A 21,858-nucleotide genomic window follows, 5' to 3' on the forward strand; every position below is an offset into this window, starting at 1 on the left:
CACCCACAGGGGCAGCAATGAGCGGCGATGTCGGAAGTTCTAGCCGGCCCCGGTGTGCGGTACATGAACGCGCCACCCCGCGCGCAGAGCTGTTACAGCCGGTGCGCGTTCGGGGACTCGAGCGAGTGCCGCGCGCGCTCCGCGCGGGCTCGTTTTCGCCCGACTACCGGTGCGCGTCGAACCAGGAGCGCAAAGCTGGTCACCGTAACCAGGGCAAGCAAGACCATCAAGACGGTCCGGAAGGCGGACACGAAAACTGTGCCCAAGAGCTCACGTGCCGCGGTCTGAACCACCGAGCTAATCCGCTCGGCGAGGTCGCTCGCCCCGGCGCGCTCATCGTGGCTGCAGCCCTGTGGTGTTCGTTCCGGAGTGGGCGATTGCAGTTGCAGCGTCGCGCACCGGCCGAACTCGCCGGCAATTCCCGATGCCAACGGCGTGACCGTCGTCAGCTGTTGCTGAAGCTGTGCCCGCTCATGGCTCACTGCCGGTGGGGCGCCAACGGCTACGGCTTGGAAGAATATGACGCCGATCAGCGCCACGCCCAATGAATTACCCACTTGCTGCGCCGTCGGCACCAACCCCGACGCCGCATCTATCGACTGCGGCGGCGCCGCTTCGACAAGGGCGATCTGCAACCGGGCGGCGGCCGCCCCCACTCCCAGACCCCCCAGTATCAGGGGAACCATCAGCACCGGCCACGATAGTGTCGCCGGACTCGGTTCCAGCGCTAGCAGCCATCCGAGCAAAAGGACGCCGAACAACGCACAGCCGATACCGACAAGGTGGTTGCCCAACCGTCGGGCCAGGCGTGGGGCGGCCAGCGCGCCCAGCACCGCGCCAGCCGAGAACGGCAGCGTCGCAACACCGGTGAGCAGCGCGCTGTAGCCGAGCCCGAACTGCAGCGCCACCGACATGCTGAACAAATAGGCCCCGAACACGCCGTACACCAGCAGACAAGCCAGCATCCAGGCGAGGAAACGCCGAGCTGCCAACAATCCAGGGTCGAGCAGTGGGGCGCCGCCTCGCTGGGCAAGGCGATGCTCGTGGATGACGAAGACCGCGAGCAGCGCTCCAGCGCATGCCAGCATCGCCACGATCGGAGGCGACCAGCGATGTTCACGACCGATCGACAGTCCGTAGACCAGGAGGAACAGTGCGCTCGTCGCCAGCAACGCACCTATGAGATCCAACGGGCGCCGCTCCACCGATACCGATCCGCGCAGGTACCGTCCCGCCAACGCGAGGGCCACGGCACCGGGGATCACATTCACCAGAAAGATTGAGCGCCAGGTCATCTCGAGCGGATTCGCCGCGAGCAGCACACCTCCGATAAGGGGCCCCAGCATCGCGGCCGTCCCCGCTGTCGCCCCGTAAAGCGCAAAGGCCAGGGTACGGCGGTTCGTCTCGCCGAACCGCGCGCTGATGATCGCGATAGGCTGGGCCGACACTGCGCCGGCCGCCGCGCCTTGGATCACCCGCGCGGCGATGAGCGTGAGCGGCGTCGGCGCCAGCCCGCACAGAACCGAGGCGCCGACAAATACGGCCAGGGCTGCGAGGAAGAACCCTCCACGCCCACATCGCATTCCGGCTCGCGCACTCGGCAATAGCGTGCATGCCAGCGCGACGGTGTACCCGGTCAGCATCAGCGACGACTCCGCGGAGCTTGCCCCGAGGTCACGGACGATGTCCGGAAGCGCAACAGTAACAATCGTCGCATCGACCATCTGCATGAAGACGGCGATGAAAATCGCTGCGACCCCCGCCCACGCCCCCGTCCCCACATCAGGATGCGAGGTCTCCAGAGCGCTCACGAGCAGCCAGTCATTACTACGTCATCCGCCGGCACCTCGGCACCGGAGCGCGCGACCGACTCCATCACCACGGCGATCGCCTCGTAGTAGCGGGTCATTGCCTCGTCGGCGAGCTCGGTATCCGGGAAGAGAGAGGCCGCCCAGATCGTGTCGTCGGTGCGCTGCACCCACGTGTACACCTCTTCAGAGGTCCCCCGGCTGCCGAAGAAGGAAAAGTCGAGCGCGGAGAACAGTTCGGCCCCCGGCAGTTTCCGTAGATCCAGGAACGACAACATCGGAGCGACCCACCCGCGGCGGACGTGAAAACCCTCCCTTTGCTCAAGCAACTCGACCACGCGGTGTAACGAGACGTTCGACAGAGACTTTCCGGCGGCGAACGCGGCTTCGGCTCGCCGAGCTGTGGTGGCGAACCCTTCTGCGGGATCGAACTCGAAATCGATCGGGATCAAACTGGCGTACCAGCCGACGGTGCGTTGCTCGGCTGCGCCGAATCGGGTGTTCTTCGGCGACAGATTGAAGTATCGGGTTCGCCCGGATAGTCGATAGTCGGCGTAGGCCGCCGCCGCGAAGATCCCTGACACCAAACGCACTCCTGCTTTGGCGCATTCGCCCTCGAATGCCTGCGCCGCCGAACCCGACAGCAGGACCTGGCGGCTCGAGGCCGCCATCGTCGGTGCCCCTGGTTCTTCGTGCAGTGTCAGCGGGAAGCTGGGCAGTTTGCCGCCGTTTGCCTCGATGCGGTCGGCCCACTCGATGATTTGCGGCGAGCGCTCATCCAGCTCGGCGGCCTCGGCTCGCTCGCGAGCGCAGTATTCGCGGTAACTTGCGACCGGAGTCTGATCCAGGCGCGCCTGTGCGCCTGGATCGAAGTAACACTGAAATACCTCGGCACTGATGATCGCGCCGGAGACTGCGTCGACGTTCAGATGATCGCAGGCCACTACCACGGTGAACGAGCCGCCATGATCGATCACCGCGAAGGTGAAGCAGTCCCAGTTGGCCGGACCTGGAGTCAGGCGCTGAACGATGCGGCTGACCAGTCGGCCATCGAACTCACCCCAGAACTGGGCGGTGAGCTCGATCTGGTCAGGCTCGAGAATCCGCCGCCTGATCCCGGATTCCTCGAGCTCGAACCAGCTGTGGAAGGCGTCGTGCCGTCGAACGACCGCGGTGAGCGAGTTCGTCAAGGCGTCGATATCAGGCTCGCCGGCGAGGGTGAAGGCGCATAACAGCAGCCGATCGAAGCGGCGGCCCGTCTGCTTGGCCTTGCGTGCCATCTCCAGATAGGCGTCCTGTTGGAACGACGGCGGTGTCAGGTCGGTAGGCGCCCTCAGCGCAGACGCGCACGCGGTTTCTGTGGGACGGATAATCGTCAGCCTGCCGCCCTTGGGACGCCAGTCATCGATGAGCCCGCTCTCCATCATCAGGTGGAACCTTTCCGTCGGTGATCGGCATTCAGGACGCGATCTGAAGAAGCGAACTCATCGCAGGTCGATGGTGGGTGTTCAGGGCGGCCTCGTGTGGCACGAAACCTTCTGGACCGAGCGGAAATTGGATAATGCCCTCTCCAGAGTCCGGCAGGCCGCACCGCTCCAACGCCGTGGCGATGATTTGACGGCTCATGACACCCAGTTCGTGCAGTGGCCGGTTGCGGTGTTTGCGAACGCCCAGATCCACCTGCCCGATCGCCGCGGCGCCGTAGGTGTCGTGTACATCGATCAGAAGACCGATCTCTACCCCGTAATGCGATGCGAAACGCAGCCCTTCGAGAACCTCACGCGTAGCGGCGTACTCCCCACCGAGGGGTTGCACCACATGCCGCAGACCAGGCCGCAGCGCCGCGAGCAGCGGACGCGCTACGAGTTCAGTGACGCGCCCGCCACCGGATGCATCGATTGTCTTACCGACCGTCAGCGGCCGGCGATAGTAGGCCTTGCTGAAGACAATGGATTCCTCGAGCAGAAGTGGCCCGATCAGTTTGGGCACGAATTGCGGGTCCGGATCGAGGAGGTCGGAGTCCATGAACATGATGATGTCGCCGGACGTTGCGGCCAGTGAACGCCACAGCACCTCGCCTTTGCCCGGCACGGGTGGATAGTCGGGCAGTACCGATTCGCGGGTGATCACCGTGGCACCGGCCGCAGCCGCGACCAGCATGGTGGCGTCGGAGGAGCCAGAATCCATGACGATCAATTCATCCACCAGGCCCCCGGGCAGCCTGCGCACGGCACGGACGACATGCCCCACGGTGGCTTCCTCGTTCAACGCCGGCAGCACCACCGATACCCTGCGCCCGCGCTTCGCGGCGATCAAATCGAAGGTGCTCCACCTGGGCGCGGACCAGGTGCGAATATCGCCGTGGAACTCATTCGTTAACAGATCGACCATTTCCACCACTAGTAAGAAGAGTTACGCTTTCGACTGTGCTTCAGGTGACGCTGGAGCGGGTTCGCAGCATCGGCTCACCATGTTTCGGCCCTCGCGGGATCGAAGTTCGAGGCGCGATCCGAGAGGATCTGCGAATCCAAACGAGTTGAATACGGTTTGCAGTATTGGGTTCCGCCGGTCTGGCCGAGAACCGCGTTAGGTGACGAATAGCTGATCGGCGAGCATCTCATCGAGACTCTTCCCGAAGGCGTGCGCGACCTGGTCGATGTCGTCAGTGGTATGCGCCGCGCTTATCAGGAAGCTGTGCATTTCGGCCATATAGACTTGATGTTTGCGCATGTAGTAGGCCAGGGCGATTGTGGCCTTGAAATTGCTGCCCGCCATTCGATCTCGATACAGTCCGGCTGAGCGGTGGCTGAAATTCAGGGAGAAGATCGAGTTGCGGGCCGAGATGCGGCAGGCGATCTCACGCTGCTGTGTTGCCTCGCGCAGCAGGGTGGCCAGGCGGTCTGTGTTGGCGTCGAGCCGTTGATATATTTCTGGATGTGTCGCGAGATGGCGTAAGGCGGCGAGGCCGGCGGTGCATGTCAGGGAGTTGCCGCTCAGGGTACCTCCAGCGAACACCCGATTCTCATAGTCGTTGAAGGGGTCTTGAGAGCTCTTGGCCATCTCGATGAGCTGGCGTTTGCCGACCACCGCGCCCACCGGCAGGCCGCCCCCGATCACCTTGCCCAGGCAGGTCAGGTCGGGGTCGATCCCGATCATCACCTGGGCGCCGCCGTAGGCGACTCGGAATCCACTGACTACTTCGTCGAATACCAACGGGACTTCCAGTTCGGTGCACAACTCACGCAGCGCGGTCAGGAATTCGACGTCGAGGGCGACGACCGACGTTGGCATGGGCTCCAATATGACGCAGGCGAGGTCATCGGCGTGCTCACGCAAACGCTGCAAACCTTCGACGTCGCCGTACTGCAGAACCAGGGTGGCTGCGACTGCGGCAGGATCGGCGCCTAGAGAGCCGGCGACCGGCTCGGGTCGATTCCTTGCCCCGGAGAACCGGAACCAGGAGCTGACCAGCCCCTGGTCTGAGGAACCGTGGTAGTGCCCTTCGAATTTCGCCACCATCGTGCGCCGCCGATACCCGCGGCACATGCGGATCGCGAACATGATCGCCTCGGTCCCCGAGTTGCACAGGACTGCTCGTTCGGCGGCGGGAAAGGCGTCGACGAGCAGTTCGGCCAGGTCGATCTCGGCGGTGTTGCCGATGCCGTTCACCAATCCGCGTGAGGCGCTTTCGGTGATCGCCGTGGTGATGGCCGGATGTGCATAACCGAGCAAGTGCGGACCGTAGCCGGCCGACAGGTCGATATATTCGTTGCCATCGAAGTCGCGGATGCTCCCGCCGATGGCATCCTTGACGAACACCGGGAAACCGCTGGGGAAGAAGTAGCGATCGATGTGGGTGGGGGCGACCAGCGAGCTGCGCGCGCGGTCTCGCAGCTTGAGCGAGGTTGGCATCTGTTCGGTGAAGTCGTTTTCGAAGCGTTGCTCGACCTCACTACTCATGTAGGGCGAATAGCGGTCGGTGAATTTACGGGCGTTGGCCCAGATGTCGATCTCGGGGTCGATCTGTGATGCGAATCCCTCCCCGGAGAGGAAGACCAGCTCCACCTTGGTGAAGTTGGTGGTGTACCGCGAATCGTATTGCCTAAGTACGGCGTTGACGTCATTGAAGTAGGCCATCGTCGACCAGCGGTTGGTGGAGACGTCGAAGTGGTAGCGCAGTACTTCGATCATGGCGGCGACGTAGTCGGATTGGCGCTGACGCACCGCCTCGCCGGCGATCACGAAGTAGCGAGTGAATCGTTCGACAGCGACCTCCCACTCCTTACGCGTGCAGGCGTAGTAGAACGAGGACAATCCCCATTTTTCGTCCTCGCTGAGCTCGACCGTCACCCCGTAGTCCAGCAGAACCAGTTCACCGGCGGGAGTGAACTTGACGTTGCCTGGATGCGGATCGCCATGGCAAACGCCATGCATGTACAGCATCGTGTAGATGGTGTCCTGGAGGCGCTGAGCCAGACGCTGACGCTCGAAAGGCACCTTCTCGACGTCCCTGCCCGCAATGCCGTGCATGTATTCCATCACCAACATGCGTCGACTCACCAGCTCTGGCAGCACCGCGGGCACCCTCACGAACGGATGACCGCGCAGGTTGTCGTGGATGCGTTGCTGCTGGACAGCCTCGTGGGTCATGTCGGCCTGCGGTCGCAGCAGCCGCGCCAGCTCCGTGAACCGGCGCGGCACGTCCAGGTACCGCACCGGAGGCACCACCGCGTGCAGTAGTTTCGCCATCGCGCCCAGGGAGCGCAGGCTCTGCTCGATCTGCTCGGGCACCGTGTCCTTGACGAGCTTGACCGCGACCTCGCGGCCGTCTCGTAGTACAGCGGTGTGGACCTGGGCTACCGATGCGCTCGCTATCGGTGTGAGTTCGAAGGTGCTGAAGGTGTCGGCGAGCGGGCCGCCCAGCTCGCGCTCGATAGCACGCCGAGTCCGGTCTGCGCTCATGTGCGGAGTCTGGTCCTGGAGGACGCGCAACGTCTCGACCCAGGACTGCGGCAGCAGATCCGATCGCGTGGCCGCGATTTGGCCGATCTTGATATAGATCGGCCCCATCCGCAGCAGGAACGCCAGGATCGCCTCGGCTTGGCGCTTCTCCCGGGCTACCTGGTGCTGGCGGATCGAGTCGATCGAGTATTCGGCGGCTCCGCGGACTCCGTGTCCGGCGATCTTGGCGACGTGTCTGAACACTGTCCTACCTGTCGGGCTTGGTCGTCAGAAGACGAAGGAGAATGCGGCGAAGGACATTCCGGCGCTGCCGACCCAGCCCACGGCACGGTCACCCCGTTGCAGGGCGCCCTGTTCGACGGCCGAGGCTATCGCCGCGGGCACCGAAGCGGACACGATATTGCCGGTCCGGTGATAGACGTGATGGATCGCGGCTCCTAGCCCCACGTGATCGGCCATCATCTGCCAATAGCGCTTGCTGGAGGCGTGAGTGAACAACGCCGTGACCTTTTCGGTGTCGATCTCCAGCCGGTCGAAGACTGCGTAGGCGTCGGGCAGACCCGTTTCGTGCATCTCGAAGCCGAAGGAGGTGAAGTAGCCGATCCCGTTGGCGGCCAGCTTGTCGGACGGATCGCAAAATCCGTCGTAGCCCTCCAGGGGCACGTTGCACAGCGGGGCTAGATCTGGTCGTGAGGCGAAGTGGAACTCCCATGGCTCATGGGCCTCGGCGGTCAGAATCGTGGCGGTCGCCCCTTCTCCCAGTGTGTAGGCAGGGAATCGAGATTCCAGCGCCGCCGCGTGGGGAAGCCGGAACAGATGCGGGACTACGGCACCGCCGTCACGGAGGCTGAACTCCGCGTTCACGATCATCGCCGCCCGATACGCTCCACTGCGCAGTAGTGACTCGGTCACTTGCACCGCTCGGGTCCAGCTCATGCACGCATCGAGAATGTCGAAACAATGGGCGTTGGTCAGCCCGATCGCCGCAGCCGAGTGGTAGGCACCGCCCGGCTCGACGAATCCGCGACCGATCCCCGTGTAGACCAGCAGGTCGATTTCCTCGGCCCGCATGTCGGCCTGTGCCAACGCAGATTTGGCCGCACCTCTCAACAGATCGATGGGGCGTTCGCCCTCGTCGAGCCAGCACCGGTCCTGGGAGCCCGCGTAGCGCAGAAACGCGTCGATCGAGCGCAGTGTGGTGTCGAGGTCGCCGTCGAAATCCTTGACGCTGTGCTTCGCGATCATGTCGAGGATGTCTGCGTTACTGACCGTACGCGAGGGTAGCCCGGCGACAGCGGCGCGCAATCTCATCGTCCACTCCCTGTAATCGTGTTGGTCGGGGCGAGGACGTCGGCGATCTGACCTACCATCTCGGCCACGTTCGAGGAATCCCAGACAAGTTCGGCCGCGAAACGTTTACCTGCCCAGGACTCCAGCCGTTCGTGCAGGTCGATCTGATCCACCGATCCGAATCCGTGTTCGGCCAGTGAACGCTCGAGATCCAGAGCTGGGGCATCCGGGTGGTACTCGGCCGTCCAGGCATTGATCTGATCGAGCAAGCCTTGCCGCACCAACCCCCACATGGCGTGCGGGACCTGGTCGGCGCCGGCGGCGCTCGCCGGGGCCTCCCCCGAGTGAGCCCACCGATGGATTTCGGATAGGCGTCCGGTCAGGAAGTCGCTCATGCACTGCTGTCGGCGAAGTTTGCCGCTGGTCGTCCGCGGTACGGTTCCCGGCTCGATCAGTACGACGGTCACGGGGGCGATGCCGTGCCGAACCGCCACCACGTCGTGGATCGACGCGGCCAAGCTATCGAGATCATGGCCATTCTTGGGCCGGTATTCGGCGATCAGCACCAGATCCTCGCGCCCCCCCTGCTCCGCGGCGAAGGCCAGGACGCTGCCGGCGCGCCAGACCGGGTCGCTGTCGACGACGGTCGCCTCGATGTCTTCCAGGTAGTAGTTCAGGCCGTTGACGATCATCACGTTCTTCAGACGACCGCAGATGAACAGATGGCCGGCGTAGACGAAACCGAGGTCGCCGGTGCGCATCCAGGCGGTGGCGGTGTCTCCCACGATATGAGCATTGAAGGTGTAGTCGGACTCTTCCGGCAGGTTCCAATAGCCGCGCGCGACGCAGGGGCCGCTCACCCAGATCTCCCCGACATCGCCCTCGGGCAGTCTGTGCCCGGATTCCGGTGCGACAATGGCTATTTGGGTGTCCAGGACAGTGTGGCCCAGGCCGACCAGGTCCACACCCTCGGCGTCTTCGGTCGGCACTGCTCTCCCGGCAGCCAGCGTGCTCATGTCGAAACGTACAGCTAGGTACGGCTCATCGCGAGGGCCGCAGGTCACTTTCAGCGTGCTCTCGGCGAGTCCGTAGCCGGGGGTGAGCGCGGTATCCGATAGTCCGCAGGAGGAGAACGCCGCATGGAACCGCTCCGAGGTGGTCCTGCGCACGGCTTCCGCGCCGCTGCTGACCACGCGCCAGCTGGTCAAGTCCAGCTGGGCACGCTGCTCGGAGGTGGTGCGGTCGACACAGAGATCGAAGGCAAAATTCGGTGCGCCACTGTGTGTTCCACGATATCTGGTGACCGCGTCGAGCCAGCGGATCGGGTTCTTCACGAATGTGGAAGGCGCCAGGAGAACAGCGCTGCATCCGGAGTAGATCGGTAGCAGCACACCGGTTACTTGGCCGAAATCGTGGAAATGTGGCAGCCATGAGGTGATGACGCTGTCCTCGTCGACAGCCCAGGCGTAAGCCATTTCCCGGCATTGTTCGATCGCCATCTCATGATCGATGACGACGCCCTTAGGCGTCGCGGTCGAACCAGAGGTGTACTGCAAGTAGGCCACGCTCGTTGCTTCGGGACCGGCAAAGGCCGCGGTGGGAGCGAGTGCGAGTTCGTCGGTCGCGATCCGGGGCAGCTCGGCGAACGACAGCTCGGTGCCGAGGCCATCAAGCGCGGAGGCGGTTTCGCGCGTGGTCAATACACCGGCGGCGGCGCAGTCCCGAGCGATCGCGTCGATCTGTTCGAGGCGTCCCCGTGTCGGCTCGAACAGCGGAACCGCGATGACTCGGGCGTACAAGCATCCGAAGAACGCGCTGATGTAGTCGAGGCCGGCGGGATAGAGCAATATGACGCGATCACCGCTGCTGAACCTCCCGGCCAGTGCTTGCGCGACACTCCGCGCCCTACGATCGAGCTCCTGATAGGTCAGTCTGGCCGATTCCCGGCCATCCTCGTCCAGGAATTTGTAAGCGATCCGGTCGCTGCTGTGGCGCGCCCGGGTGGCGAGCAGATCGACCCAGTCGCGCGCTGCGACAACTGGTTCCGAGGACAAAGTTTTCATGCCACCTCTACACATCGAAGCGTGGGAATCCGAATTCCTGCCGAGAATCTCCTGCCGAGAATCTTCGGGAATGGCCAGCGATCTCACCCTAACCACGAATTCGCCGACGCGTCAACACTTCTGGTTTCGCGAACCGTCAATCAGCAGTTTGTCAGCCATTCTGTCAGCGGGTGATGCGAAAATGGCGAAGCAGGCGCGGCGCGCGATCGACAGGGAGGGCCTCGGAATGCTGAAGAACCGCGACTATGGCCCGGTCACCGCCACCTTCTTCGAGCCACCGGTATCAGCGTTGGATATGGCGGTGACCCTCGATCCGTCGAAATTGCTGCACGTGACGCACTCGGCATGCGGACTGACAATCGCCGTTGTGTCGATATACAGACTACGTGAATTCGATTCAGACGACCTCGCGGTAATTACGGGGCGGAATCTTTCCATCACGGAGGCCGCTCATATGGCGACAGTCTGGCCGTCACGCCGGCGACTCGAATGGCTTGCGGGGCGGTTGGCTGCGAAATCCGCGGTCCGCGCCTTCCTTCGGATGCGTATCGGCGTGATCCGGGAACCGACGGAGATCGCAGTGCACGTCGTCGGTGACGGCCTGTGCGCGGGCAAGCCCTACGTCGAGGTCGGGGGCGGGGTCGGAATCTCGCACTCCGACGATTTCGCGATCGCCGCCTGCACGAGCGGGCCTGTGGGGATAGATCTCGAGCGAAACCGCAGGTTGGCCCCCTCACTGGAGGAAGCGATGGGAGTCGCCACAACTTTGGGCATGCAAACCATGCCCGTCGCCCTGCGCTGGGCTTGCACCGAGGCGGTGCTCAAGCATTTCGGTTTCGGTTTGCGCGTCGACCCGCGGGAGGTGAGCCTGACATCGTGGCGATCCGACGGTCGCTTTCGCTGGCGGCCCGGACCGCAGTTGCGACACGCAATCGCCGCGATGCCCCTGCCCGCCCGCGCATGGGCAGGCGAAATCGCCGGCTACTCCCTGGCTTTGGTGTGGTGAGGAGAGAATCGCATGACCGCGAAACCATCCGGGCAGCTGGACCCGATTCCGTTCGAGCAAGCCCTCATGACAGCGCTGACAGTGGCCGCCTCGAGCCCGTCCTCCCACAACTGCCAGCCATGGGCGGTGGCGAGAGTCACTGGTCTGGTCGCCGGGGGTGCGGCCACCTCCGAGTTCGTGGTCTTGGCTCTCGACCGCAGCCGTGCTCTGAGTGCCTTGTCAGCCCATGATGCGGAGATGAGGATCAGCTGCGGGTTGTATTGGCAGCTTTTCAAGCGCACACTGGCCGCGCAAGGTTGGTCAGCACGGTCTCTGACCCCGGCACTCGAATTACCCACTGTTCTGCCTGGCGATTGGGAACCCCTGCGGCTCAGCGAGTTTCGGCGGGGGGCACACACTACCGAAGCGCTCGCAGACCTGAAGGACGTGGCTTCTGCTCGTCACACGAACCGCGGGCCCTACCGCCCGGTAACTGTACCGCCGACAACCTTGGCGGAACTCGGTCAAGTGTTGAGAAGTAGCGGGACGTCCATCGAGACACGCTATCTTCTGCGCGAGGACGAACTCGATCGCTTCTCCGACTTCGTGAAGCAGTACGGCGGATACGATTTCTCGCACCGACGCGCTTGGAAGGAAACGTATTCCTTCATCCACCGTAACGCCGCCGAGGCTGCCGAGCACGGTGACGGCTTCACCCTGGCACACCTGTTCGGCCCATTGAATACTGTGCAGAATATGCTACGGCGCACTGCGTTGGCGCCGCACACAATGCGGGCCTTAAAGTTCGTCGGGTTCCCGCAATTTCTGGCTGGGCGACTCGCGCGCGTCGTCCGCACTGCACCAGTTGTTGTGATGCTGAGCCTCGCCGAATCCGACCGAAAGAACGAAGATCTGATCAATGCCGGGCAACGTCTGTGTGACTACTGGCTAGCCGTTACGCGCGCCGGGCTCGTGCTGCACCCGATCAGCATCGTGGTTCAACACGATCATCTTCGCACCGAACTTGTTACTCGGTTCGAATTGGACACACCGCCATTCTTCGTTGCACGTCTCGGCTTTCCGACGGTGCAATTTCCGCCGTCGCCCCGCCGGGTTCCAGGCGCGTGTTTCCGCGAGTTGTAACCGTTTACTGCAGATCCCCACCGGCGAAGCACGTCGTGCTCTGCCGGCCCGCCTGGTCAGGAGGCCGATCGTGAGACGCAACAACTGGGGCGAGTGCATGGCGCGCCGCAGACGACTGGTCATCGGCACATGGATAGCGGTCGTCATTCTGTGCGGGCTGGCCTTTCCGTTGCTGTCGGCCAAACTCAAAGCACCGAACTACGGTGTGGACGGCGCCGAGTCGACCCGGGCATCGCACCTGATCCAGCAGCACTTCCAGGGCCTGGGCAACGAGCAGGACGTTATCGTCTTCGACGCCCCGCGGGGAGACATCGGGGATCAGCGTGCCGCGATCGAGCGGGTTCTCGGCGCAGCCCGGACAGCCACCGGTGTGCTCACCGTCATCGGCCCGTTCGACCCGCTTGCCAACAACCAGATCTCATCCGATGGCCGCGCCGCGCTGGCCGTCGTCGGTCTCGAAGGCGACAGCGACCAACTACCCCGCCGCGCACACGACTTACAGCAGGCGATCGACAACGCGGCCGGCGACGAGATCGCCGCCTACCTGACCGGGTACTCGCCGATCACCAACGACTTGACTGTCGTGGAGACGGCCGCGGCCTCGCAGGCCGAAGGCATCGGGCTGCCGATCGCCCTGGCGATCCTGGTACTGGCTTTCGCCGCCGTCGTGGCCGCCGCGCTGCCGTTGCTGCTGGCCATCGCCGGCCTGATGCTGACCTTCGGCGCGCTCTACCTCCTGAGTTTCGTGATGACGTTCGACGCATTTCTGGTCACGATCGTGACGATGATCGGCACCGGCATCGGCATCGATTACGCCATGTTCATCGTCAGCCGCTTCCGCGAGGAATTGGCGCGCCTCGGACCTACAGACCGTGATCGAGACGCCGTTGACGCAGCGGTGGGCGTGGCAGTGCGGACTTCTGGACGCACCATCTTGTTTTCCGGGGTAGTCGTCGCTATTTCGGTCTGTTCGTTCTTCATCGTGAGATCCCCTCTGTTCCGCGAGATTTCGATCGGCGTGCTGGTCTCGGTTGCCTGCACCGTGACCGCGGCACTGACCTTGCTGCCCGCGGTTCTGGCCGCATTGGGCCCGCGGGTCAACAGCTGGCAGCTCCCAGCTCGGTGGCGGCCGGCCGACATACGCTCCGACGCAACGCTCGCCGGCGGCCTGTGGGCGCGGTGGGCGCGTCTGGTCATCCGGCGTCCGGTCGGCTTCGCGCTCGTTGTCGCCGCAGGGCTGACCCTGGCTGCCCTGCCGGTCTCTGGGCTCACCTACGGCATCGACCTGGGAACGAAATCGTTGGCGGGACGACCCACTGCCGCGGCGCAGGAGGTGCTCGATCGCTCGTTCACCCCCGGCATGGTGTCTCCGATACAAGTCGTGATCACCGCCTCGGGAGCCGGCGCCCTCGATCCCGCAGGTATCGAGCGAGTAACCCGCCTCGCGCACGCGCTCTCCGCCGACCCGCGGGTGACGCAGGTCGAAACCCTGGAGAACCAGGGCCGCATTCTTCTCAACGTGGTGCCGCGGGTTCCGATCGATTCCAGCGAGGCTATCGCCTTGGTGGAACACATTCGCAACGATCTCGCCCCGGCAACGGGCGACCAGGTCCTCGTCGGCGGGGCCACCGCCAGCTTCGTCGACCTGTCGGATGAGACGACGGCCAAACTGCCCTGGGTGTTGGCCCTGGTGCTGGGCCTGTCGCTGGTGTTCTTGCTACTGATCTTTCGCAGCGTGATGCTGCCGATCAAGGCGGTCGTGATGAACCTGCTCGCTACCGGCGCGGCGATCGGACTCACCGTGGCGGTGTTCCAATGGAGCTACGGTGCCGGTCTGCTCGGATTCACGAGCACCGGGTTCCTCCAGGTCTACTTGCCGATCACAGTTTTCGTGCTGCTGTTCGGTCTGTCGATGGACTATGAGGTCTTTCTCATTCGTCGCATTCAGGAGGCGCGAGAGGACGGGCATGAGACCGACGATTCCATCGCCATCGGTGTCGAGCACACTGCGCGTCCGATCACCGCGGCCGCGGCGATCATGGTGGCTGTGTTCGGTAGCTTCGTCACCGCACAGGTGCTCGAGCTCAAGCAATTCGGCTTCGCCCTGGCCGTCGCGGTCATCATCGATGCAACACTTGTCCGTCTTGTGCTGGTGCCGGCGCTGATGAAGCTATTCGGCGACTGGAACTGGTGGTTGCCCGCGTGGATGGACCGCGCCTTGCCACGACTCGACGAACACCGGCCGTCCCCAGCCGCCGAAGCGTCCTCGGCAACGTTGGTCAGCGGTGACCGATCTAGCTCGGATCGCCACTAATCGGATCGGTTGAGAACTGGGCGATCTCATGGCCGTTCTTTCTGCGCTGTCGATAATCTGGGCTCGAGTCGGCGGTGCACAGCACCGCTTCGGTACGCAATGCCTCACTCGAGCGACCGCTTGGTCCATGCTCAAGTTTGGCCGCCGCGCCTGGCGCTCGTAGCGGTAAGACCACCGCCGATTGCCGCCAAAGGTATGGCCCAGCACTATCGAACGGGGGTTTTTGAGAAGGTCCACGACGTGTGAGCTATGCTGTGCCGCAGGCGATATCGCGCCCTGGTTCCTCAAACTCGGTCCAGGCCGCTCAAAAAATAGTGTCCACAATTACATTCAGCTCAGCTGCTCCCAAAAACGTATCGCGAACTGACATCTGGCGACAGGCACCGGATTGCTGATTGCGCCGGTCAGGAGGTGCTCCATGACTTCACTGGCGACCGGAGGGCAGTTGCCACCTTGGTCCGTAGATGGAGGTTTTCGCTTGTGAGGCTGCACTCGGTGTACACGCGGTTCTATCGCTCGCTGAACTATGACTTCATTCGTGCGTCCAGCGACGACTACAAAGCCGATCCATGGGATTCGACGGCCCATGGGGATTATCCATTCGTTCGGATTAAACTGCGGCCGGGCATCACCACCATCGTCGGTGCAAACGAGTCTGGAAAGTCCCAGGTCTTACGCGCAATCGAGGCGATCCTGACCGGAGACGGCTACGACCGCAGCGACTTCTGCCGGTACTCGCGCTTCTTTGGCATCGATAGTCTCTTGGTCAAGCCTGAGTTCGGTGCCGTGTTCACCGATGTCAGCACCGCCGATGTCGAGATGATCGAGTCGATCTCAGACCTCGAGAGCCTGCGCGGGGTTGAGCGAGTCGCGATATTCCGAGTCAACCAGACACCGATGCACCGCATCTATGTTCGCCAGCGAGGCGAGTGGTCTGAAGGTGTCCATATCAAGACTCCCAGTTCCCTGACGAAGCTCGGCGTACCTGCCCCATTTCGAGTTGACGCCGACGTACCGTTGCCCGATAGCGTGCCCCTCGAATACTTGGCATCCGGTAAGCCAGTCGCTGGAATTCGACGAGAGGTATTGCGCGCGGTTTGGGACGGGCTCCGCGCCAATATGAAGTTGTTCGCTGATGACAAGACCATCCAACAGAACGCTCCGGCGATCTCCAAGCTGCTTGATCCGATGCGTGAGGCCACCGACCATGAACTCAAAACCTACGAGTTGGCCGCTGATCTGCTGCTCAAGGTCGCTGGCATAAATCGTGAGCTGTTCGTCGAGCTGCAGACGGCAGTTCTCACCAAGAACGGTTACGCCAACTCGATTGTCGACACGATCAACGGCGAACTCGCCCGTGCGCTCGATTTCGAGCATTGGTGGTCACAAGACTCTCAGTTCGAACTGTTCGTATCGCTCTACGAGTTCGACCTGGTCTTCATGATCCGCGATCGAACTGGTCGGACGTACGGATTCGACGAGCGCAGCGACGGGCTCAAGTATTTCCTGAGCTATTTTGTGCAGTACCTTGCCCACGAGCCGCGCCGTGACGGACAGCCGGAAATCCTCCTGATGGATGAGCCAGATAGGTTTCTGTCCTCGTCCGGCCAACAGGATCTTCTGCGCGTCTTCGACGATTTCGCCAGTCCGAAGAATCCCGCACGCATACCGGTTCAGGTTGTGTACGTCACCCATTCACCGTTTCTGATAGACAAGAACGAGTCCGATCGCATCCGCGTCTTGGAGAAGGGCGAGCACGACGAGGGAACACGGGTGGTGAACAGCGCCGCGGCCAATCACTACGAGCCACTGCGGTCGGCTTTTGGCAGCTTCGTCGCGGAGACGACCTTCATCGGCAACTGCAATCTCATCGTCGAAGGCCCCTCCGATCAGGTGCTGATCGCAGGTGTCTCTCGGTGGTTGAAGACGCGAGGCGTGGCCGATCGTGACCGAGTTGACCTCAACCGGGTCACTATCGTGCCGGCCGGCGGTACGCGACACATCCCGTACCTGGTCTATCTGGCCCGCGGACGCGACGTGGACAAGCCGCCCGTCGTCGTGCTCGTCGACAACGACAGCGCCGGAGATGCCGCGATGAAAGACCTGGCATCCGGAGGAGCCTACGGTAACAAGCTGATCGATCCCGAACTCGTGCTGCAACTGAACCGGACGCCACTGACAGGGCTAGAAACCGATAACCCGCTCGGTATCGCCGGCATCGAAGATTTGGTTCCGTTCGCCGTGGCGCTGTCGGCCGCAAGGATTTACTGCCGCGAATTCGTACCGGACATCGACCCCGTGGCGCTGGAATTAACTCCCGGGTCTATCTACCCTACGGTCGAGTCCGACGACGGTGCTGCCACCAAGACTCCTTCGTCCGCCAACAAGGGAACACTGAAATACCTTCAGAATCGTATCGCCGAAAAGACCGGCCGCGAATCGTTTCATCTCGACAAGGTCGCATTTGCCCGCGCTACGATCGATGTCCTGACTGGAGCACACGATGTTTCGGGAGTCGAGCCGGCTGACCTGGAGATCGCGCAAAAAAACTTCACGATCCTGCTGTCACAGATCGCTTTGAAGCAACGCGCTGCTGAGCGAGCCGAGGCGGTGGAGAAGATATCGAGCAGAATCAAACGCGTCAAACGCGACTTCACCCGAACTCGTCACGGACAGGCACGGAAGGAAGATGTCGTGGCGCTCATCGAGGAAATCGGTAGCCAGCTCGATGCAAGTCGCGAGGCGGAGGACGTTCGCGCTGAGATGCGCAGGTGGTACCACACCTTCGATCTCGGGTCCGAGCCACGTAGTCTCATCGCTGACTATCCTGCACTGACCAAGGCGATCGACGGACTTGCCTATCAGGCGATTCGGGCCGCAGCGGTCGCGGGGACCGTACAACATCTGGACGAAGCCGCCACGGCCTCCGACAGCCGTTAGCCAGCTGGTGCCGACTCGGATGCCGGTGTTCGGAGACTCTGGATCGACCGAGAGAGATCTTGCTCGACAGGAGCCTTCTCCGCGGTGTGGTGGTCTTGCTGTCCGTGACAGCTCAGCCGCTTTGTACACGGGTGTAGCCCGGTTCGAGTCGCTCTCCTGCGTACCCGTTGGTGACGCGTGCCATTGCGTCGAATGCGGCTGCCAAGCCTTTGAATTCGGCGGTCTGCATGTCGTTCTCGAAGTCTGCGGTGCTGGTAACCTGGATGATTTCGAAGTAATGTCCGGGTCTTTCGGTTCGCTGGACCGAGAAACTGTGCACGCTAGGAAGCTTCGGACAGGTCCGGTAGTCGACCTCGCGGACCCAGGTCTCGAACTCACCGGCGTCGGTGTCAGGGTGCAGGCATACGAGATGGACGATGATGTCCACGAGTCTCCTTCAGTGGGTTCGTTTGCGTCCCAGTCCCAGGGCGCGCGCGACATTGTTCTTCTGTATTTCGTTGGTACCGGAGAATATTCGCGCAGGTAGCGCGTCGCGGAGCAGGGTCTCGGCGTCACCGCCGGTGACGCCCAAGGCACCGCGCAGCTGGATCGCGTCCATTCCGAGCTGGACCGCGGCTTCGCTCACCGCGATTTTCGCGATACCTGCGGAAACCTCGCAGTCGCCGCCGGCCGCGAGCTCACGAGCCGCCTTGCCCAGCAGTAACGAGCAGGCTTCCAGTCTGGTGAGCATGTCCACGATGCGGTGGCTGACCGCCTGGAATTGTCCGATAGGTGTGCCGAATTGCTCTCGGTCGCTCGCGTATGCGACCGTGCTGTCGAGTACTCGGCGCATTCCTCCGAGGTAGATACCGAACAAGCAGGTGCGTTCCCACTTCATCGAGCCCGTGAAAACGGTGGCCCCGGCGCCTTCTCCTCCGAGCACACAGTCGGCCGGGACTCGGCACTGGTCGAAATGTACTTCGGCCGTGGGAGATCCGCGAAGACCGATCTTCTCGTATGGTTTCCCCACTCGCACTCCCGGCGTTGTGGCTTCGACCAGAAATGCGGTTACACCGAAGAAGCCGCCACCTGGGCGTGTGATCGCCTGGACAAGAAACACATCCGCTACGGGAGCGTTTGTCGTGAACACCTTCGACCCGTCGAGCACATAGTGTTCGCCGTCGCGCACCGCTCTGGTGGACATATTGAAGATGTCGGAGCCCGCTTCTGCCTCGGTAATGGCGTGCGCGGCAATCATTCTCCCGTCGGTCAGGTTCGGCAGCCACCGCTGGCGCTGCTGGGATGTGCCGAACTCCACGATCGGCATCAGGCAGGCGAACAGGTGGGCGGCCGCGGAGAACGCGAACCCGGTGTCGGTGCAGCCTGCCCCGAGCGCCTCCATCAAGGCCACGGCCGCGACCGCATCCAGACCGCTGCCCCCGTATTCGCGAGGGACCGTCACACCAAGAAGTCCCTGCCTGCCAGCCAGCTGCCATCGTCGGCGGAAGTCCTGCGGCTCGAAGGTCTCGGGCCCGCAGAAGTCGCGACGCGCAAGACCCCGCACCGCTTCGCACATCGCCTCGACGTCGGGTGCGAGTTCGGAATTCATCGGCTGGCCTCCAGTGGATACTCCTCGAGGAGCAGGTGATAGTTGATTCCACCGGTGCCGAAAGAGCTCACGCCTGCGCGGCGCGGGCGTCCTGCTGTAGTTGGCCACGGTTGAGGCGTCGTCGGCAGGACGGCGGGGATGGCCGACAGCGCCAGGCTCGGGTTCGGGGCGCGCAAACTCGCGTTGGGGGGATAGGTTTTGGCCTGCATCGCCTGGATCGCTTGGAGGAGGCCGGCGCCACCGGCGGCGGAGAAGGTGTGGCCTACGACCGCTTTGACCGAGCCGATCACCAATGGGCTGGCGCGCTCGTACCCGCCGTACACCGTCGCTGCGGCTTCGGTTTCGACGCGGTCGCCCACGCGTGTACCGGTGCCGTGTGCCTCGAGATAGTCCACCTCGTCCGGGTCGAAATCGACGGCGTCGAAGGCTCGTTGCATCGCCAGCACCTGTCCTGCCACGTCGGGTGCGATAAGTGACCTCGCGTCGTTGGAGGCGCCTATGCTGCGGATCAGGCCCGCGATCGCATCGCCGTCGCGGCGAGCGTCGGACAAACGTTTGAGCAAGAACATCGCGCAGCCGTCACCTGGGCTGAATCCGTCGGCCGCTGCGTCGAACGGAGTGATCACGGTGTGCGAGAGCAGCCCGAGAGCCGAGCAGAGCACGAGATCGCGCGGGTTGCAGGCGAATTCGATACCGCCGACGATGGCGAAGTCGCTGGAGCCGGCACGAAGCGACGCCAACGCCACATCGATTGTCGCCAGCGTGGAGGCGCATGCGGCTTCGACTGCCACCGGGACCGCCTCGAGCTGATATTCGTTGGCGATCAGCGCAGCGATCCCGCTGGCCAAGCTGCCATCCAGGTCGGCGGGCGACAATGGTGCGGCTGAGGTGGGATGGGCCTTTCGTACTCGGTCGAGGATGCGGGCTCGTCCTTGTGCCGGCAGCCTTGTCCACGTCTGCGTCGCGGTGAGGGCGGCCTCGTATCCTTCGGTCGAGCGTGCAACGACGTGGTTGCGCTCGCTGGTGAGGCAGAGCGTGGTTCCCATGGCGACGAGCCCGCGGCGGCCGCGCAGTGCGCTTCGGTGCGGGTAGCTGTTCAACAGTTCGTCGGCCACCGAGAGTGCAAGCCGTTGCGCGGGATCCATGGCCCGGTACCTGTGTGGCGTGATGTCGAGAGCGGTGGGCGGCCGCTGCGGCACCGGGACTGAGCCGCCTACCTGGCAGTAGCTGTGTGTCAGCGTGAGCGTGCCAGGCGCGAAGTAGAGATCTCGATCCAAGATGCTCTCGGGTAGCAGGTCCAGCCCGGTCCTGCCGGATTCGATGGTCTGCCAGAGCATTGCGGCCTCGGGGGCGCCTGCAAAGGTGCCGCCGATTCCTACAATCGCGATCGGCTCCACGGAGCTGGGTTGCTCGGCGTGCTGCCGCAGATGGTCCGAGGCGTCTTCGCGTGCCAAGAGCAGATAGCTGAAGGTGCCTCCGAGTGCGGAGCCGCAGATCGCGGCGTACCTGCTTGCCGGTTCCGGTTCAGCGGGCGGAGTTGCCCCACCGCTGCGAGATGGGGATGAAACCTCGGCAGCGTCTGCTGGCTGGTCGCATCGCGGGGACCGCCCCTCGGAGTGACACTGCGGTCTCGGCGACTTCTGCGCGGAAGGCGGCAGGACGCCATGGTGCAGCGTGAGAGCCGCGCAGGCCACACTGGCAAGTCCGGCGTTGGCGAATGTGGGACCGAACCGATCGCTCGCGGTGCTGAATGTCTGTGGGGGAGCCGCCGCGCTGTCGCCGAACAAGTGCTGCAACGAACGGCTTTCGGCCTCGGTCACGCCATGGCTGGCTGGACCGACCCTTTCCACGTAACGCAGAGCCGCAGGATGTACCCCCGCGGCGTCGTGGCATTCCTTGGCGATGCGGAGGCGCTCTGCGACGTTGGTGGAGTAGCGGAACGCTCCAGGGCGCGGCTCATGGCACAGTGCGCCCGCGAGGATTGAAGCGTAGATACGGTCTCCGTCGCTCAGCGCCGCTCGGCGCCGTTTCAGCAGGATCGCCGTGATGCCCTCCGACAGTGGCGCGCCGGGATCCACGCCCTTGGCGGTCAGGCCCTGCGCGGCGAATTCGCCGTCCCGGCCTTGCCCGGTGATCAGCAATACGGTGTCGGTGGTTCCACTGCGCAGGCTGTGCAAAGCGTGTTCCAAAGCGACGAAGGAGGTGGCGTCCGCTGATTCCATGGCGAGGGTTCGCCCGCGGAAGCGAAACGCCGACGCGATCCGGGCGGGGATGCTGCTCGCCATCTCCCCAACTCGGTCGTGCGCCGCGGCACCCAGGCGCGAGGTGAGGCTTTCTCTCAGTTCCCGACGCAGAGCTTCCGCCGAGGTGCGGACCCGCTCGTCTGGGTCCTGTGCCGCGGCTCGTTCGACCTCGCGTCCATACCCGGCACCAGCGACACGCAGGGCGTTTGCGTATTGACGGTCCAAGCCGAAACACACCCCGACGACGACGTCGGTTCGCTCTGCCCGAAGTGGACGCCCAGGGTGCCCAGCGTCGACCAGGCACTGGCGGGCGACTTCCAGCATCAGCAGTTGCATCCGTGCCATCGAGCCGCGCTGCGCCGGCGGAATGCCGAACTGGGCGAGGTCGATTTCGACATCGCTGAGATCGGAGGCGCCCTCACGCGCGGGCTCCGGGTTGCTCAGCCGCTCCCAGAACGCGTCCAGCCCGCGGGCCTTGGGGTACAGGCACGCCATTCCGACGATAGCGATAGGTTCCCTCAT

The 21,858-nt window shown here is 63.5% G+C and carries 13 protein-coding genes; 4 read left to right on the top strand and 9 right to left on the bottom strand.

Translation table 11 applies throughout. The features are described from left to right. Nucleotides 1-92: 92 nt before the first annotated feature. From AB0I43_RS38485 to AB0I43_RS38510, 6 genes are all read right to left on the bottom strand, one after another. Entirely contained in the window at nt 93-1,811 is a 1,719-nt protein-coding gene (locus AB0I43_RS38485) for an MFS transporter (protein ID WP_357433714.1), read from the bottom strand. Next, a complete protein-coding gene (locus AB0I43_RS38490; RefSeq protein WP_357433716.1) occupies nt 1,808-3,235 on the bottom strand; it encodes a condensation domain-containing protein in 1,428 nt (475 codons plus the stop codon). Before AB0I43_RS38490 ends, AB0I43_RS38485 begins: the two co-directional genes overlap by 4 nt. 31 nt (nt 3,236-3,266) lie before the next feature. Continuing rightward, the gene (locus AB0I43_RS38495) at nt 3,267-4,199 is read right to left on the bottom strand and encodes a glucosyl-3-phosphoglycerate synthase (protein WP_357433718.1); all 933 of its coding nucleotides are present in this window, start codon (nt 4,197-4,199) and stop codon (nt 3,267-3,269) included. A 195-nt stretch (nt 4,200-4,394) separates the two neighbouring features. Beyond that, nucleotides 4,395-7,013, bottom strand: a complete 2,619-nt coding sequence (locus AB0I43_RS38500; RefSeq protein WP_357433720.1) for an aminotransferase class III-fold pyridoxal phosphate-dependent enzyme — start codon at nt 7,011-7,013, stop codon at nt 4,395-4,397. A 24-nt stretch (nt 7,014-7,037) separates the two neighbouring features. After that, complete coding sequence (locus tag AB0I43_RS38505; protein WP_357433722.1) at nt 7,038-8,081, bottom strand: 3-oxoacyl-[acyl-carrier-protein] synthase III C-terminal domain-containing protein; 1,044 nt, start codon at nt 8,079-8,081, stop codon at nt 7,038-7,040. Continuing rightward, nucleotides 8,078-10,123: an AMP-binding protein gene (locus tag AB0I43_RS38510; RefSeq protein WP_357433724.1), complete on the bottom strand. Its 2,046-nt coding sequence runs from the start codon at nt 10,121-10,123 to the stop codon at nt 8,078-8,080. The genes AB0I43_RS38505 and AB0I43_RS38510 overlap by 4 nt, the downstream gene beginning before the upstream one ends. 70 nt (nt 10,124-10,193) lie before the next feature. On the opposite strand from AB0I43_RS38510, the gene AB0I43_RS38515 reads away from it, so the two are divergent. The 4 genes from AB0I43_RS38515 (at nt 10,194) to AB0I43_RS38530 (ending at nt 17,505) form a co-directional block, all read left to right on the top strand. Next, a complete protein-coding gene (locus AB0I43_RS38515; RefSeq protein ID WP_357433726.1) occupies nt 10,194-11,129 on the top strand; it encodes a hypothetical protein in 936 nt (311 codons plus the stop codon). A gap of 12 nt (nt 11,130-11,141) precedes the next feature. After that, nucleotides 11,142-12,251, top strand: a complete 1,110-nt coding sequence (locus tag AB0I43_RS38520) for a hypothetical protein (protein WP_357433728.1) — start codon at nt 11,142-11,144, stop codon at nt 12,249-12,251. A 70-nt stretch (nt 12,252-12,321) separates the two neighbouring features. Continuing rightward, nucleotides 12,322-14,565 (top strand): MMPL family transporter, encoded by a 2,244-nt coding sequence (locus AB0I43_RS38525; RefSeq protein ID WP_357433730.1) that lies wholly within the window; start codon nt 12,322-12,324, stop codon nt 14,563-14,565. A gap of 495 nt (nt 14,566-15,060) precedes the next feature. After that, nucleotides 15,061-17,505, top strand: coding sequence for an AAA family ATPase (locus tag AB0I43_RS38530; protein WP_357433732.1), 2,445 nt, complete (start codon nt 15,061-15,063; stop codon nt 17,503-17,505). A 112-nt stretch (nt 17,506-17,617) separates the two neighbouring features. Here the strand turns inward: AB0I43_RS38530 and AB0I43_RS38535 are convergent, their stop codons facing one another. Genes AB0I43_RS38535 through AB0I43_RS38545 form a run of 3 tightly spaced genes read right to left on the bottom strand, consistent with a single transcriptional unit; the run spans nt 17,618 to nt 21,858 of the window. After that, entirely contained in the window at nt 17,618-17,932 is a 315-nt protein-coding gene (locus AB0I43_RS38535; protein WP_357433733.1) for a hypothetical protein, read from the bottom strand. A gap of 9 nt (nt 17,933-17,941) precedes the next feature. After that, on the bottom strand, nt 17,942-19,093 hold the full coding sequence (gene redW / locus AB0I43_RS38540) for an L-prolyl-[peptidyl-carrier protein] dehydrogenase (RefSeq protein ID WP_357433735.1): 1,152 nt from the start codon (nt 19,091-19,093) through the stop codon (nt 17,942-17,944). Next, nucleotides 19,090-21,858, bottom strand: coding sequence for a polyketide synthase (locus AB0I43_RS38545; protein ID WP_357433737.1), 2,769 nt, complete (start codon nt 21,856-21,858; stop codon nt 19,090-19,092). Before AB0I43_RS38545 ends, redW begins: the two co-directional genes overlap by 4 nt.

Source organism: Nocardia sp. NPDC050435 (assembly GCF_040655395.1).
Classification (GTDB): Bacteria; Actinomycetota; Actinomycetes; order Mycobacteriales; family Mycobacteriaceae; genus Nocardia.

Bases quoted from the DNA above. Each gene is read 5' to 3' on its own strand.
- AB0I43_RS38490 (WP_357433716.1), bottom strand. From the start codon at position 3,235: ATGATGGAGAGCGGGCTCATCGATGACTGGCGTCCCAAGGGCGGCAGG.
- AB0I43_RS38495 (WP_357433718.1), bottom strand. From the start codon at position 4,199: ATGGTCGATCTGTTAACGAATGAGTTCCACGGCGATATTCGCACCTGG.
- AB0I43_RS38505 (WP_357433722.1), bottom strand. From the start codon at position 8,081: ATGAGATTGCGCGCCGCTGTCGCCGGGCTACCCTCGCGTACGGTCAGT.
- AB0I43_RS38510 (WP_357433724.1), bottom strand. From the start codon at position 10,123: ATGAAAACTTTGTCCTCGGAACCAGTTGTCGCAGCGCGCGACTGGGTC.
- AB0I43_RS38515 (WP_357433726.1), top strand. From the start codon at position 10,194: ATGGCCAGCGATCTCACCCTAACCACGAATTCGCCGACGCGTCAACAC.
- AB0I43_RS38520 (WP_357433728.1), top strand. From the start codon at position 11,142: ATGACCGCGAAACCATCCGGGCAGCTGGACCCGATTCCGTTCGAGCAA.
- redW (WP_357433735.1), bottom strand. From the start codon at position 19,093: ATGAATTCCGAACTCGCACCCGACGTCGAGGCGATGTGCGAAGCGGTG.
- AB0I43_RS38545 (WP_357433737.1), bottom strand. From the start codon at position 21,858: ATGAGGGAACCTATCGCTATCGTCGGAATGGCGTGCCTGTACCCCAAG.